The organism is Halococcus dombrowskii, assembly GCF_022870485.1.
Taxonomy (GTDB): domain Archaea; phylum Halobacteriota; class Halobacteria; order Halobacteriales; family Halococcaceae; genus Halococcus; species Halococcus morrhuae.
The window spans coordinates 1,546,567-1,557,997 of the sequence record NZ_CP095005.1 but is presented as its reverse complement, the minus strand read 5'-3'; the positions used below and the strand labels follow the sequence as shown (position 1 = coordinate 1,557,997).

At 66.1% G+C, this 11,431-nt stretch carries 14 protein-coding genes and 1 tRNA gene; 6 read left to right on the top strand and 9 right to left on the bottom strand.

What is annotated here, in order from left to right:
- Nucleotides 1-183: 183 nt before the first annotated feature.
- Entirely contained in the window at nucleotides 184-582 is a 399-nt protein-coding gene (locus MUK72_RS08085) for a type IV pilin domain-containing protein (RefSeq protein WP_244698647.1), read from the top strand.
- A gap of 104 nt (nucleotides 583-686) precedes the next feature.
- Here the strand turns inward: MUK72_RS08085 and MUK72_RS08080 are convergent, their stop codons facing one another.
- The gene (locus MUK72_RS08080) at nucleotides 687-875 is read right to left on the bottom strand and encodes a hypothetical protein (RefSeq protein WP_244698637.1); all 189 of its coding nucleotides are present in this window, start codon (nucleotides 873-875) and stop codon (nucleotides 687-689) included.
- Between the two features lie 214 nt (nucleotides 876-1,089).
- Between MUK72_RS08080 and hpt the strand changes: the two genes are divergently transcribed.
- Together hpt and MUK72_RS08070 are read left to right on the top strand one after the other, a co-directional pair.
- Complete coding sequence (gene hpt / locus MUK72_RS08075) at nucleotides 1,090-1,656, top strand: hypoxanthine/guanine phosphoribosyltransferase (protein ID WP_004052857.1); 567 nt, start codon at nucleotides 1,090-1,092, stop codon at nucleotides 1,654-1,656.
- Nucleotides 1,657-1,696: 40 nt separating this feature from the next.
- Nucleotides 1,697-2,380 (top strand): DJ-1/PfpI family protein, encoded by a 684-nt coding sequence (locus tag MUK72_RS08070; protein ID WP_244698634.1) that lies wholly within the window; start codon nucleotides 1,697-1,699, stop codon nucleotides 2,378-2,380.
- A gap of 321 nt (nucleotides 2,381-2,701) precedes the next feature.
- Here the strand turns inward: MUK72_RS08070 and MUK72_RS08065 are convergent.
- The 3 genes from MUK72_RS08065 to MUK72_RS08055 form a co-directional block, all read right to left on the bottom strand.
- Nucleotides 2,702-2,776: transfer RNA gene (locus MUK72_RS08065), tRNA-Met, on the bottom strand.
- Between the two features lie 39 nt (nucleotides 2,777-2,815).
- On the bottom strand, nucleotides 2,816-3,337 hold the full coding sequence (locus tag MUK72_RS08060) for a GtrA family protein (RefSeq protein ID WP_244698632.1): 522 nt from the start codon (nucleotides 3,335-3,337) through the stop codon (nucleotides 2,816-2,818).
- A complete protein-coding gene (locus tag MUK72_RS08055) occupies nucleotides 3,334-4,101 on the bottom strand; it encodes a glycosyltransferase (protein ID WP_244698621.1) in 768 nt (255 codons plus the stop codon). The genes MUK72_RS08060 and MUK72_RS08055 overlap by 4 nt, the downstream gene beginning before the upstream one ends.
- Nucleotides 4,102-4,193: 92 nt before the next feature.
- Here MUK72_RS08055 and MUK72_RS08050 point away from each other — a divergent pair, with 92 nt between their 5' ends.
- Nucleotides 4,194-6,551 (top strand): DUF2298 domain-containing protein, encoded by a 2,358-nt coding sequence (locus tag MUK72_RS08050; protein WP_244698617.1) that lies wholly within the window; start codon nucleotides 4,194-4,196, stop codon nucleotides 6,549-6,551.
- Between the two features lie 42 nt (nucleotides 6,552-6,593).
- Here MUK72_RS08050 and MUK72_RS08045 read toward each other — a convergent pair whose 3' ends face one another.
- Nucleotides 6,594-6,902 carry a DUF7562 family protein gene (locus MUK72_RS08045; RefSeq protein ID WP_244698614.1) on the bottom strand — a complete coding sequence of 103 codons (309 nt, stop codon included), beginning with the start codon at nucleotides 6,900-6,902 and terminating at the stop codon, nucleotides 6,594-6,596.
- Between the two features lie 82 nt (nucleotides 6,903-6,984).
- On the opposite strand from MUK72_RS08045, the gene MUK72_RS08040 reads away from it, so the two are divergent.
- Nucleotides 6,985-7,464: an RNA-binding protein gene (locus MUK72_RS08040; RefSeq protein ID WP_244698611.1), complete on the top strand. Its 480-nt coding sequence runs from the start codon at nucleotides 6,985-6,987 to the stop codon at nucleotides 7,462-7,464.
- A 46-nt stretch (nucleotides 7,465-7,510) separates the two neighbouring features.
- The gene (locus MUK72_RS08035; protein WP_244698609.1) at nucleotides 7,511-7,930 is read left to right on the top strand and encodes a DUF7988 family protein; all 420 of its coding nucleotides are present in this window, start codon (nucleotides 7,511-7,513) and stop codon (nucleotides 7,928-7,930) included.
- Here the strand turns inward: MUK72_RS08035 and MUK72_RS08030 are convergent.
- The 4 genes from MUK72_RS08030 to MUK72_RS08015 all read right to left on the bottom strand — a co-directional run bounded on the left by MUK72_RS08030 (nucleotide 7,917) and on the right by MUK72_RS08015 (nucleotide 11,393).
- Entirely contained in the window at nucleotides 7,917-8,651 is a 735-nt protein-coding gene (locus tag MUK72_RS08030; protein WP_244698607.1) for an SDR family oxidoreductase, read from the bottom strand. The genes MUK72_RS08035 and MUK72_RS08030 overlap by 14 nt on opposite strands.
- Before the next feature lie 120 nt (nucleotides 8,652-8,771).
- A complete protein-coding gene (locus MUK72_RS08025; protein WP_244698605.1) occupies nucleotides 8,772-10,121 on the bottom strand; it encodes an MFS transporter in 1,350 nt (449 codons plus the stop codon).
- Nucleotides 10,122-10,195: 74 nt separating this feature from the next.
- A complete protein-coding gene (locus MUK72_RS08020; RefSeq protein WP_244698603.1) occupies nucleotides 10,196-10,393 on the bottom strand; it encodes a hypothetical protein in 198 nt (65 codons plus the stop codon).
- A gap of 64 nt (nucleotides 10,394-10,457) precedes the next feature.
- Nucleotides 10,458-11,393: a PfkB family carbohydrate kinase gene (locus MUK72_RS08015; protein ID WP_244698601.1), complete on the bottom strand. Its 936-nt coding sequence runs from the start codon at nucleotides 11,391-11,393 to the stop codon at nucleotides 10,458-10,460.
- Nucleotides 11,394-11,431 lie beyond the last annotated feature (38 nt).

The window sequence follows — 11,431 nt, the reverse complement described above, 5'->3', positions numbered from 1 at the left end:
TCACAACGCCTCGTCGGTGGTTCAACCCGGTGGACGAGCCCCACAGCGACCCACCAGGCCGGCACGTAGATTTATATACGATACCGCGGCCAGACCGCCCCAACGCACCGGCCCACCGGGGAACGCGACCGAGCGGTCGGGTCTACCCTCCGGTCCGGACTGGTGTGCAGATTCCAGGAAATCATGAAGGAAAGAATCAAACAGTTCGTTGCGGACAAACGGGGCGTCAGCCCCGTGATCGGTGTCGTACTGATGGTCGCCGTGGTCGTGATTCTCGCGGCCGTGATCGGCGCGTTCGTGCTCGGTCTTGGCGGGAATCAGGATACGACACCACAGGCGAGTTTTAGCTATGATAGTGCCAGTGGCAACGTCGTCTATGAAGGTGGTGATCAAATCACCGCGTCGAATCTCAAAGCAGTTTCCGGCGATACTGAAAAACCATTCAGTAGCGGTAAGGATGGCAGCACGGTCTCTGCTGGAGATTCGGTCAAAATCGATGCGAGTGCTGGTGATACAGTTCGAGTTGTTTATACCGACCCGGATGGTGGCGATAGCACAACACTCTGGAAAACCACGGTCTAAACCGACAGCTCGCTCACCATCTCCGGGTGAACTGCGCGATTCGATATAATTCCCATTTTTCGGGCGCGACAACGAGAGCCGCTGTTTTGAAAGCGAAGTGAAAATCACCATTCCGCGTCGTTGCTCTCGATGATCTCGATTTCGATGGACTCGTTCGGCTCCAGGTCGTCGATGAGCAGCGAAACTGCGCCCTCGATGTTCGTCAGGCTCGCACTCGGCTCGACCTCGCCGTTTCGGTGACAGACGATTTCGAGCTGGCCGTTCTCGCCGGGTGTGGCGGTCGTGTTTGGCATGGATGTATGTTGCAGACGAGCACGGATGAGGGCAATCCTGGCACATGCGTGGTATCCATCGGCGTGCAACGCGACGATTTTCGATTTCGTCGTGGCGATCGCGTTCCGATCATCGGTTCGCGCTCGCAGCGAGCGAGTGTGGGTCGGGATGCGATTCCGTAGCGTTCGGTTCGGCGACCGTCAAGCTTTACCCACGACTGGCTGTACCCGCAGCATGAATCAGCTGGAGGAGTCGCTGCTCGACGCCCCCATCATCGAAAAAGAGGGCTATCAGTACTTCGTCCATCCGATCAGCGACGGCGTGCCGATGCTCGAACCCGAGCTCCTGCGCGAGATCGTCATCAAGATCATCCGCAAGGCCGACGTCGACGTCGACAAGATCGTCACGCCCGCCGCGATGGGCATCCACATCTCGACGGCGGTCTCGCTGATGACCGACATCCCGCTCGTCGTCGTCAGGAAACGCCAGTACGGTCTGGATGGCGAGGTCGCACTCTCGCAGGTGACGGGCTACTCGGAAAACGAGATGTACATCAACGACGTCGATGCCGGCGATCGCGTGCTCCTGCTCGACGACGTGCTCTCGACGGGTGGCACGCTCCGCGGGATCACCGGCGCGCTCGAGGAGATCGGCGCGGAGATCGCCGACGTGGTTGCTGTGATCAAAAAAGAGGGTGGCGGCAACGAACTCGAAGACACCGACTACGACGTGCGGACGCTGATCAACGTCGACGTCGAGGACGGTGCGGTCGTCATCACCGATTCACACGGCGACGACTGAGGGCACGGGGCTTTTGCGTGCGGCGCTCCCATCGTGAGTGATGCCAAACGCACTGTTCGTCGTCAGCGAGGAAGGCTATTGGGGAGAGGAATGTACGACACCGCTCACGATGCTCTCGGATGCGGGCGTCGATATCACCGTGGCGACGCCGAGCGGTTCGCCGCCGGTGATCGACGAGCGCTCGATCGATCCCGACGAGGTGGGCGAGGAGACCGCCGAGGAAGTCACGGAGATCCACGAGTCCGACGAGCGCCTGAACGACCCCATTCCGGTCGCGACCGCCGACGCCAGCGACTACGATCTCGTGGCGATCCCCGGCGGCCACGGCACCGAATGGGACGTCAATCAGGACCGCCACGCCCGCGCGCTGCTCGTCGATGCGGTCTCCGGCGACGAGGGCAAGGGCTACGTCGTCTGCCACGCGGCGGGCATCCTCGCCTTCGCCCGCGAGGAAGACGGCTCGCCGTTCGTCGAAGACCGTGACGTGACCGGATTCCCCAACGCGTGGGAGGAGGGGATCGTCGACGACCACGACCGAATGCCCGACGGCCGGAAACTCCCCTACTGGGTCGAAGACGAGGTCGAAGCTGCCGGCGGCAACTGGGATGCCGAGCTCGACGCCGACACGAGCGTGACCGTCGACGGCGATCTCGTCACCGCCCGCGGCCCCGGCTCCTCGGCCGCCGGTGGCGAGAAACTGCTCGAAGAGCTGGATATCGAATAAGCCGATTCCGGGCGACGGTGCGGTGCGACCGTGTGGCTGCTGCGGTGCGGGTCCGGGCGTCTGCGGTCGCGGAGCGACCGGAGGCTCAGGCGACCGTTCTCCCCTGGTGGATGAAGGGCGAGAGGCGCGAGTGAAACGAGCGCCCGAGGGCTTCGGCGGTGCGGTCGCGGTACTGTGCGGTTGTGGTGATGATAGGCTGCTCTACCGCGAGCGAACGGAGTGAGCGAGCGGGCCGACGACTGACCAACGGGAAGGAGGAGGCTTTTGGTGCAGATTTTGCGAGGGAGCGAACGAAGTGAGCGACCGTAGCAAAAGGTGCAGTAGCGGGAGGTAGATTTGAACTACCGGTCTGCGGGTTATGAGCCCGCCGGAATCTCCTGGCTATCCCATCCCGCTACCCATTCATATCGCAGTCGACCCATTAACGGTTGTGATTCAGTCGTTGCCTGTCGTCGTGTGAACGCGCCACGTGAACAGGCTCTCGGCGATGTAGTTGACGATCATGCCGGCGGCGATGCCGGCGACCTTCGCGACGACGAACCAGCCGTCGATGCCCAGAAGGGTGAGATCGACAGCGATCATACGATAGAGAACGCGGAAGGCGGCGAGTTGGACGAGGATGCCGCCGATGCGGACGACGTTCGAGCGGACCAGCCGGCGGACCATCGGGAAGCGACCGGCAGCTCCCTCGCCCGAGAACGTCCAGGTATCGTTCAGCACGAACATGACGAGAATCGAGACTTCGATGCCGACGAAGACCGCCAGCTCCGGGAACACGCCGAGCTCGCGGAGCGCGGTCGCCGTCGTTACGTCGAACAGCGCGCCGACGACGCCGACCGAGACGAACCGCCCGAAGCGCGAGCCGGAGGCGAGTGCGGAGAGTCGCTGGCCGATGTCGGAGCGCGACGATCGGTTGCCGGCGGATGCGAGCGAGTCGCCGGTGCGGTCGTCGGTCATCGCTCGCCCGGGTCGACGAGCGGATGCTCTTCGCGTTGTGCGGCGATCATGCCGTGCAGCCGGTTCTCGTTGATGAGCGCCGCACGGTGGCGTGCGGCGAGCAGCCCGCGTGCGAGCGCGATCGAGGTTCCTACTGGCGAGACGGTCGAGTCGGGCTGATCGTGCCACTCGATCGGGATTTCAGCGATCCGCTGGCCGAGCGCGCCCGCGATCGCCACCAGTTCGATGTCCCACGCGAAGCCCGGCTCGTAGAGGTGTTCGCGCACCGTCGCCCAGGCCTCACGAGAGATGGCCTTCGCACCACATTGGTAGTCGAACAGTTGTGGATCGAGCAGTCGACGGGCGAGCCACGCGAAGGTGTCGCCGAGTCGACGACGGGCGAACGTCCGGTGGCGAGCGATTCGTGCGTTGGGATGGCGGCGTGAGCCGACCGCGAGTTCCGCATCGTCGTCGAGAACGGGTCGAGCGACCGCGGCGAGCGAGTCGGCGGGCGTGCTGCCGTCGGCATCGGCGAACACCAGGATGTCGGTGTCGAGTGCTTCGAACCCCATCGTGATCGCTCGGCCCTTGCCACGGCGGTAGGGTGCCGTGGCGACGGTCGCCGGCAGCGAGGAGAGCTGCTCGACCACGTCCGGTCGGGGAACGTCGAGTTCGATACGGACGACTGCCGGGTCGAGCCGCTCGGCGATGGCGGTGACGTACTCGGCGAGCCGCCCGACGTCGGGCCGGTAGGCCGGCACGACGACCCCGACGGAGCGCTGCATGGGCGAGGTCCCGACGGAGCGAATAAAAGGAGTTCGGAAGCGCGGCTGCCGGATCCCACAAGAGAGATATGCGCCGCTTCCCCGCCTTCGCTATGGAGTACGGTCTCGTCGTCCTCTGGCTGGCGGTCTATCTCGCCGTCGGGCTTCTGGGAACACCGCTCGCCGCCCGACTCTTTCGGGGCTTTCCCGATCGTGGGGTCGCTCTCTCGCTACCGCTATCGCTCGCGGTCGTCGGCATCGTCGCCTACTGGATCGGCCACCTCTCGCTCACCGCCGGCCTCGCCGTCGGACTGATCGCTCTCGCTGCTCTCTCTGTACTCTCGCTTCGCACACTCGATAGGGAGACGTTCGATCTCCGGGCGATGGCCGGCCCGGTGCTCGTCTTCGTGCTCGCCTTCGCGTTCATGCTCGCGGTGCGGGCGCTCGATCCGGCCGTCCATCCGGGCGGCGGCGAGAAGTTCCTGGATTTCGGGCTGCTCAAATCGCTCCTGCAAACGTCACAGCTCCCGCCGGAGGACGTCTGGTTCGCCGGCGAACCGGTCAAATACTACTACGGCGGCCATCTCCTCACGGCGCTGCTCGCGAAGCTCACGGTCACCGAGGCGCGCTACGCCTACAACCTCGCGCTCGCGGGCTTTTTCGGCATGCTCGTCACCGCGGCCTACGGTCTCGCCGGTGCGATCGCCGACTCGCGTGGGCGCTCGGCCCGGACGGCCGGCGTCGCGGCTGCCTTCTTTGTCGGCTTCGCGAGTAACCTCGAACCGGCCGGCCGCGTCGTGCTCTGGCTGCTGCCGGACGATCTCGCACAAACGATCGCCGACGCGCTCGGCGTGACGATCGAGGGGCTCGCGGCCTCGCCAGCGGAGTTCAGCTACTGGGGGGCGAGCCGGGTGATCCCGGGAACCGTCAACGAGTTCCCGCTGTTCGCGTGGCTCAACGGTGATCTCCACGCGCACATGCTGAGCACCCCCTTTCTCCTGCTGGCCGTTGCCTGCTGGTTCGCCTACTACCGAACGCCGGCCGACGAACTCGGGCGTCGTCGGTTGCTCGTTTTCGGCGTGCTTCCACCGCTTGCCGGCCTGCTCACGGTGATCAACACCTGGAGCTTCCCGACCGTCGCCGGCGTCGGCTGGCTCGCGCTCACCTTCGCCGACAGCGATCCCACGACGCTCGTGCCACGACTCGGCGATCGTCTTTCGCATGGGCGCTCCCTGTTCGGGCGGGAGCTCCGTCGGACGGCGAGCGCGCTGGCGGTCGCGGTGGGTGTTCTCGTCCTCGGCGGGCTGTGGTCGCTACCGTTCTGGCTCGGGTCGGCGAGCGGGCGCGCCGTCGCGTTCCTCCCCGATCGGAGCGCGCTCGGACCGCTCGTGGTCGTCTACGGTGCGTTCGTTCTCGTGTTCGTCCCGTATCTCGTCTCCCGCTCGCGCGCGCTCACAGCACGCACGCGACGGATCGCGCTCGTGGCGACGGCCGGACTGGTCGTGCTCGCGTGGCTCGTCGACGCCGCCGCGATCGCGCTGTTCGGCCCGCTCCTGCTCGTCGGCTGGCTGGTGCTCGCCGCGCGACGGAACGGTGCGGGTTCCGCTCGGATGGACTCGGATGCAGTCAGAGGGGCTCAACCCGCCGAATCTGATGGCGGCGTCGACGGCCGAAGCGGGCTGCCCGACGTGGGCTTCGAGACCGTGCTGGTGGTCGCCGGCGTCGGCCTCGTCCTGCTCGTGGAGTTTATCTACATCCAGGAGAAGGCAGGTCCGGGCCGGTTCAACACCGTCTTCAAGACCTACGCGCAGGTGTGGGTCATCTTCGGGACGGCAGCGGGCGCGATCACCGCATGGCTCGTCGGCGCGGGGCGGCCGACTGTCAGCCTCTCGGGCAGCGCTCGCACGGCTGGCCGCGTGCTGCTCGCGCTGCTCGTGCTCTCGACGTCGATCTACGGCGCGCTCGCGCTCACCGATCAGGCGACGAGCGAGGCAAGCGTCGCGACCGTCGACGACCCGACGCTCGACGCGCTGGAGTTCGTCTCGGCGACCCATCCCGAAGAGGCCGACGCCATCGCCTGGCTCGATGCACGGGCGGGCCAGCCACACATCGTCTCGGTACCGGGCTGTTACTGCAACGAGGACGATGGGCTGACGAGCTACAACTGGGTCAACGCCCCGTCGAGTCTCACGGGGCTCCCGACGGTCGTCGGCTGGGACCACGAGATCGGCTACCGCGGCGAGGGACCGTATCTCGATCGCGTGGCGGACGTCGAAACAATCTACGAGGGAACGCCCGCAGCACGTGCGCGACTGCTCGACAAATACGACGTACGCTACATCTATGTCGGGCCAAACGAGCGGGAGGCCTACGGTCCGACGGCGTTCGACGATCTCGAAGGCGTCACCGTCGCCAAACAGTGGGAGGAAGTCACGATCTATCGAGTGGACCAACAGCGACTGACCGCGTGACGGAGAGGGAAAGAGCGAAGGAGAGGAGAGTTCGACGATCCGTCAGCGTTCGCGCTCTTCGAGCGGGCCGTAGCGGTCCTCGACCAGCTTCTCGTAGTGGGCGAGAAACGTCTCCTGTGAGCAGCTGCCGAGTTCGGTCTGGATCTCGACCAGTAGCGCTTCGAGTTCGTCGCGTGGTTGGTGACAGAGATCGCGATAGCAGGTCTTACAAAGGTGTTCGAACGCCTTGTTCCGTCGCTCCCACCGATCGCCGTGTTTGTCGTATTCGCGCGCTTCGGAGCGCCGCACGTCCTCCCCGCAGGCGATACAGGTGATACGCTTCGCCCCCCGGTTTCGCCGGGACCCCCACATGCTCGGAGAATGCACGCGGGGGCACTTACCTCTTCGCGTCGGTCAGCGCACGATTTATCCCCAACCGCCGAGAGGATAGCCCATGCAGGTCAAATCCCGCCATCACCTCCGCAGCGACGCGGTGGACGACATCGAGGAGAACCTCGCCGCGACGCTCGGCGTCACCCTCGACGGCGACAGCTACGAACGAGTCGAGTTCGCCGACGCCGAGCGCGACCTCGTGCTGGTCGACGGCGATCCCGCCGTCTGCTATTTCGACGACGAACCGTTCCTCACCGTGCGCGGCGCGAACGACTTTCCGCCGGAGAGCCACGTCGTGACGGTCGATGCGGGCGCGATCTCGTTCGTCTCCGATGGCGCGGACGTGATGCGACCGGGCATCACCGAGGCCGATGCCGACATCGAACCGGGCGATCTCGTGGCCATCGCCGAAGAAAACCATGGAAAGGTGCTCGCCATCGGACGCTCGATGGCCAACGGCGGGGAGATGGTCGGTGAGTCGGGCAAGGTCGTCGAGTCGCTCCACCACGTCGGCGACGATCTCTACGAGTTTTCGATCTGAATTCCGTGTCTCCGGGCATCACAACCCCCGAATCGGGGCATCGATCGTGAACCGGGAGCAGGCCGTCCACGGAGCCGTCCTCGACGATCACGGGTCACTGCTCGAAACGATTCTCGACTGTGCCGACGAGGTCGTCGCATCGTGGGACAACGAAGGAACGACCGAGCGCCGGCACGTCGTCGAACCGTTCAAGAATGCTCTCGCCGATCGAGACGTCACCGGCCGGCTGCCCGCTCTACTCGTCGATGCCGTCGCTGCACTCGGCGAAGAACTCCCGGCGGAGCCGGTCGCCGCGCCGCCGTATCTCACCGTCACGAGCGTTGGCCCGGTGTTGCGCGCGACGCTCGCGGACGCGCGGCTCGTGATGACGATTCGGGTCTTCGCGATCGAGCGCGATCCGACGCGCTACGTTCGCGGAGCGGCGACTCCCGCGGAAGCGCTCATCGTCGCGCTCAAAAGCCGCTGAACTTGTCGCGCCGGAAGAGATCGAGTTCGCTCACCGTCGAGGTCTCCTGGCGGGCGGCGAAGGCGACGGCGTCGGCGATCTCCGCGGGTTCGGTGACCTCCCCCTCGTCGAATCGTTCCTCGAACGTCTCGTCGCCGCCGAACTCGGTACGAACTTCCGAGGGATTGATGACGGAGACGGCGACGCCCTCCTCGCCGACGGCGGCCGCCACGCTGAGTGCGAACCCGCGCACCCACCACTTCGTCGCGGCGTAGACGGGGTTCGACGGGCGTGGATACTGACCCGCGAAGCTCCCGATGCAGATGAGATTGCCCTCGGTTTCTTCGAGAAGTGGCAACGCCGCTCGCGTGACGAAGAAGGTCCCGTCGACGTTCACGTCCATCATCGTCCGGTACTTCTCGGTCGAGAGCTCAGTGACGTCGCCGCCGCTGGCGAGACCGGCATTGTTCACAAGTACGTCGAGTTGCCCGAACGCCTCGACGGTCTCGGTGAGGAGTTCCTCGACCGCCCCCTCGTCGGTCACGTCGGTCGGCACGACGATCGTCTCGACATCGTGTTCGTCCTCGACATCCGCGGCGATCTCCTCCAATCGCTCTTCGCGGCGTGCAGCGAGTGCGACGTTCGCCCCGTCGCGGGCGAGCGCGCGGACCGTCTCGCTGCCGATGCCCGAACTCGCGCCGGTGACGATCGCGCTCTTGCCGTCGAGTGAATGGGACGCCATATCAGGGCATGGGCGGGTGAGGGGTTCGGTCTTTCGGCGGTCGTCGTCCGATCGAACGCGCCGACAACACGGGTCGACTCTGGCCCGACTCCATCAATGGTGGCTACTCGGGGTGAGAGATCACCGGCCTGCGGGTTCAAACTCCTTGCCAAAGACGAGGAAGTAGCCCGTGCCGATGAGGCCGATGACCGTCGCGATGCCGAAGGCGAGCGGTGGACTGCCGACAGTGCCGATACCCGGCAGCGAGACGCCGCCGTAGAGCGCGCCGCCGAGCGCGGCGCTCGGGATGACGACGACGTTGCGCACGAGGTAGTACGTCCCCGTGACGCGCCCGCCAGTTCCCTGCTCGGCGGGACCGACGATGAGCGCCTTGTGCGCCGGGAGACCGGCGAAGCGCAGCCCGGAGAAGGCGAACAGGAGCGCGAGCACGCCGGCGTCCGCGGGTGCGGTGATCAAGAGAACGGGAAAGACCGCGTAGACCGCGAAACCGAGCGCGACGACGGGTTTGAGCCCGATACGCTCGGCGAGTTTCGCGACCGGGACCATCGTCAGGAGTGCGACGGCCATCTCGATGCCCAGGAGAACGCCGAAATACGCCTGCGGCGAGAGTTCGATTTCGCCGAGGATCGGGAAATTCACCGACAGTCCGACGCCGAGAAAGCGGGTGACGACGATGACGAAGAAGACGTAGACCATCCCGTTGGCGAACCGGACGAGCGTGTCGCCGACCAGCAGCGGGCGCAGCTCGGCGGGCAGGGTTCGGAGGTCCTCAACGATCTGAGAAACACCCGCGAACGACTTGCCGTAGTCGTCACCGGATGCATCGTAGAGGACGTGCTGGGCGAGCGTCCCGAGGAGGGCGAAGACGACCGCGACCGCGAGGATGACCCCGAACGCGGTGACGATCGCCGAGTCGGTCATCGAGCCGACGTCCGCCGGCCCGAACAGGACGAAGATCCCGGCCGCGAGCAGCGGGCCGACGAGGAACGCGGTCCGGCGGACGGTCTCGGTGCTGGCGAACCCCTCGGCGAGGCGCTCGGGCGCGACGCTCTGCTTGACGATGGCGAACGTCGCGCCCAGCCCGAACGACTTCCAGGCCTGTGCGAACACGACACCGACGAAAAGCAGCGGGATGGCGAGCGCGCCCGCGGTAGGGGCGACGAGCCAGATGCCGAAGCCGATCGCCGAGAGCAGCCCGAACAGGGTGAGCGCGTAGCGCGACCCGATCCGATCGGAGATGATGCCGCCAGGATAGGGATAGACCGCGCTGATGACGTTCGAGACGGTGCCGTAGAGACCGACGACGAACGCGCTCGCGCCCAGCGCGACCATGTACTCGGAGAGATACCGACTCGTCATCTGGAAGCCGAGGCTGAACGCGAACATCGCGATCGAGAGCACGAGCACGTCCCGGGAGAGCGCGAAGAACTCGCGGAACTGCGCGCGGACGCTCGTCGGTTCGCCGGCCATAACCGGGATTCAGCTGTCGGTGGAATAACCGTTCCGTCCTCCACTCGGACACCGAATGGGTGGTCACGGGAGCCTCAGAGCCAGCGACGGGCGGCCTCACGGGCGAGTGCCCACGGGACGAACACGGCGAGCAGCACGAACGCGACCGTCCCCGGCGTCGGCGGCCCGGCGGTGAGAGCCGCGTAGAACGCCACCGCGCCGGTCGCGAGCACGCCGACGACCGTGCCGACGTACTCCGGATCACGCCACGAGCTCGGGAACTCGTCGGCCATGTCGGCGAACGCTCGCGCTCGGGGAATAACGATTGCGAAGTGGTGTCGATAGACCGAAACGAAGCTACCGACGTCCACTGCGCTCGCCGTCCATCATCGCGATGGTGTCGTCGACCTCTTCCGGCGTCACGAGGGGTACCGGTCCCGGGACGGTGCGCGCGAGTGCCCTGCAAGCAACCCCGGCAGCGAGCGCCTCGTTCACGCTGTCGCCGGCGATCCGGCGGCCGAGAAAGCCGCCACAAAGTGCGTCGAACGCGCCGCGCTCGTCGACCGTCTCGGTGTCCGGCGGATCGTGCTCGTGGACCGTCCGTTCGTGCCAGACGAGCGCGTCGCCCCCAGAATCGGCGAGCACCACGGTGTCGAGATCGTGGGCGGCAGCGAGCGCGTGGGCCGCCTCGGGCGGCGTTCCGTCCTCGCCGAGCGCCGCCGCACCCGCCTCGCTCGCCAGAAGCACGTTCGTCGTCGACAGCATCGACTCGATGCGCGCGACCGACGAATCAAGCGTCCGGGAACGGCTCAGAGCGAGCGCAGTCCGTCCGTCGAACGCCGCGAACAGCTCTTCGACCGTCCCGGCGAGCGTGTCCGAGAGCGCCAGCGTCGCCCCACTCGTGAACAGGGTTTCAGCCCCCTGCAAATCCAGCGCGGGGAGATCGTCCGGCATCAGCGATGCGACCGCCGCGCCCGCCCGGTCGTCGATGCGACCATCGTCGCGCGGAGTCGTCGCCCGCTCGACGAAGCTCAGTCCCTGTCGTCCTTCGTCCCAGCAGACCGCCGGCTCGACGCCGTGCCGACGGAGTTCGCCCGCGACGCGCCGACCGAGAGCGTCGTCCGAGAGTTTCGAGAGCCACGCGCTCGCGGTGCCGAGACGACTCGCCGCGATCGCGGCGTTCGATGCCGGTCCCGTCACCGAGACGCTCAGTTCAGTCGCCGTTTCGAGCCGCTCGTCATCCGGGGGTGTGAGTTCCAGAGCAGTCGCACCGACCGCGAGGAGATCAGCCATAATTTCGGAACTCGACGGTGGTATATTATACGTCCGAT

Excerpts from the sequence above, each read along its gene's own strand:
- MUK72_RS08070 (WP_244698634.1), top strand. The coding sequence starts at position 1,697 with ATGCCAAACGCACTGTTCGTCGTCAGCGAGGAAGGCTATTGGGGAGAG.
- MUK72_RS08020 (WP_244698603.1), bottom strand. The coding sequence starts at position 10,393 with ATGGCCGACGAGTTCCCGAGCTCGTGGCGTGATCCGGAGTACGTCGGC.
- MUK72_RS08030 (WP_244698607.1), bottom strand. The coding sequence starts at position 8,651 with ATGGCGTCCCATTCACTCGACGGCAAGAGCGCGATCGTCACCGGCGCG.
- MUK72_RS08050 (WP_244698617.1), top strand. The coding sequence starts at position 4,194 with ATGGAGTACGGTCTCGTCGTCCTCTGGCTGGCGGTCTATCTCGCCGTC.
- MUK72_RS08025 (WP_244698605.1), bottom strand. The coding sequence starts at position 10,121 with ATGGCCGGCGAACCGACGAGCGTCCGCGCGCAGTTCCGCGAGTTCTTC.
- MUK72_RS08045 (WP_244698614.1), bottom strand. The coding sequence starts at position 6,902 with ATGTGGGGGTCCCGGCGAAACCGGGGGGCGAAGCGTATCACCTGTATC.
- MUK72_RS08055 (WP_244698621.1), bottom strand. The coding sequence starts at position 4,101 with ATGCAGCGCTCCGTCGGGGTCGTCGTGCCGGCCTACCGGCCCGACGTC.
- MUK72_RS08085 (WP_244698647.1), top strand. The coding sequence starts at position 184 with ATGAAGGAAAGAATCAAACAGTTCGTTGCGGACAAACGGGGCGTCAGC.
- MUK72_RS08060 (WP_244698632.1), bottom strand. The coding sequence starts at position 3,337 with ATGACCGACGACCGCACCGGCGACTCGCTCGCATCCGCCGGCAACCGA.
- MUK72_RS08080 (WP_244698637.1), bottom strand. The coding sequence starts at position 875 with ATGCCAAACACGACCGCCACACCCGGCGAGAACGGCCAGCTCGAAATC.
- MUK72_RS08040 (WP_244698611.1), top strand. The coding sequence starts at position 6,985 with ATGCAGGTCAAATCCCGCCATCACCTCCGCAGCGACGCGGTGGACGAC.
- hpt (WP_004052857.1), top strand. The coding sequence starts at position 1,090 with ATGAATCAGCTGGAGGAGTCGCTGCTCGACGCCCCCATCATCGAAAAA.
- MUK72_RS08015 (WP_244698601.1), bottom strand. The coding sequence starts at position 11,393 with ATGGCTGATCTCCTCGCGGTCGGTGCGACTGCTCTGGAACTCACACCC.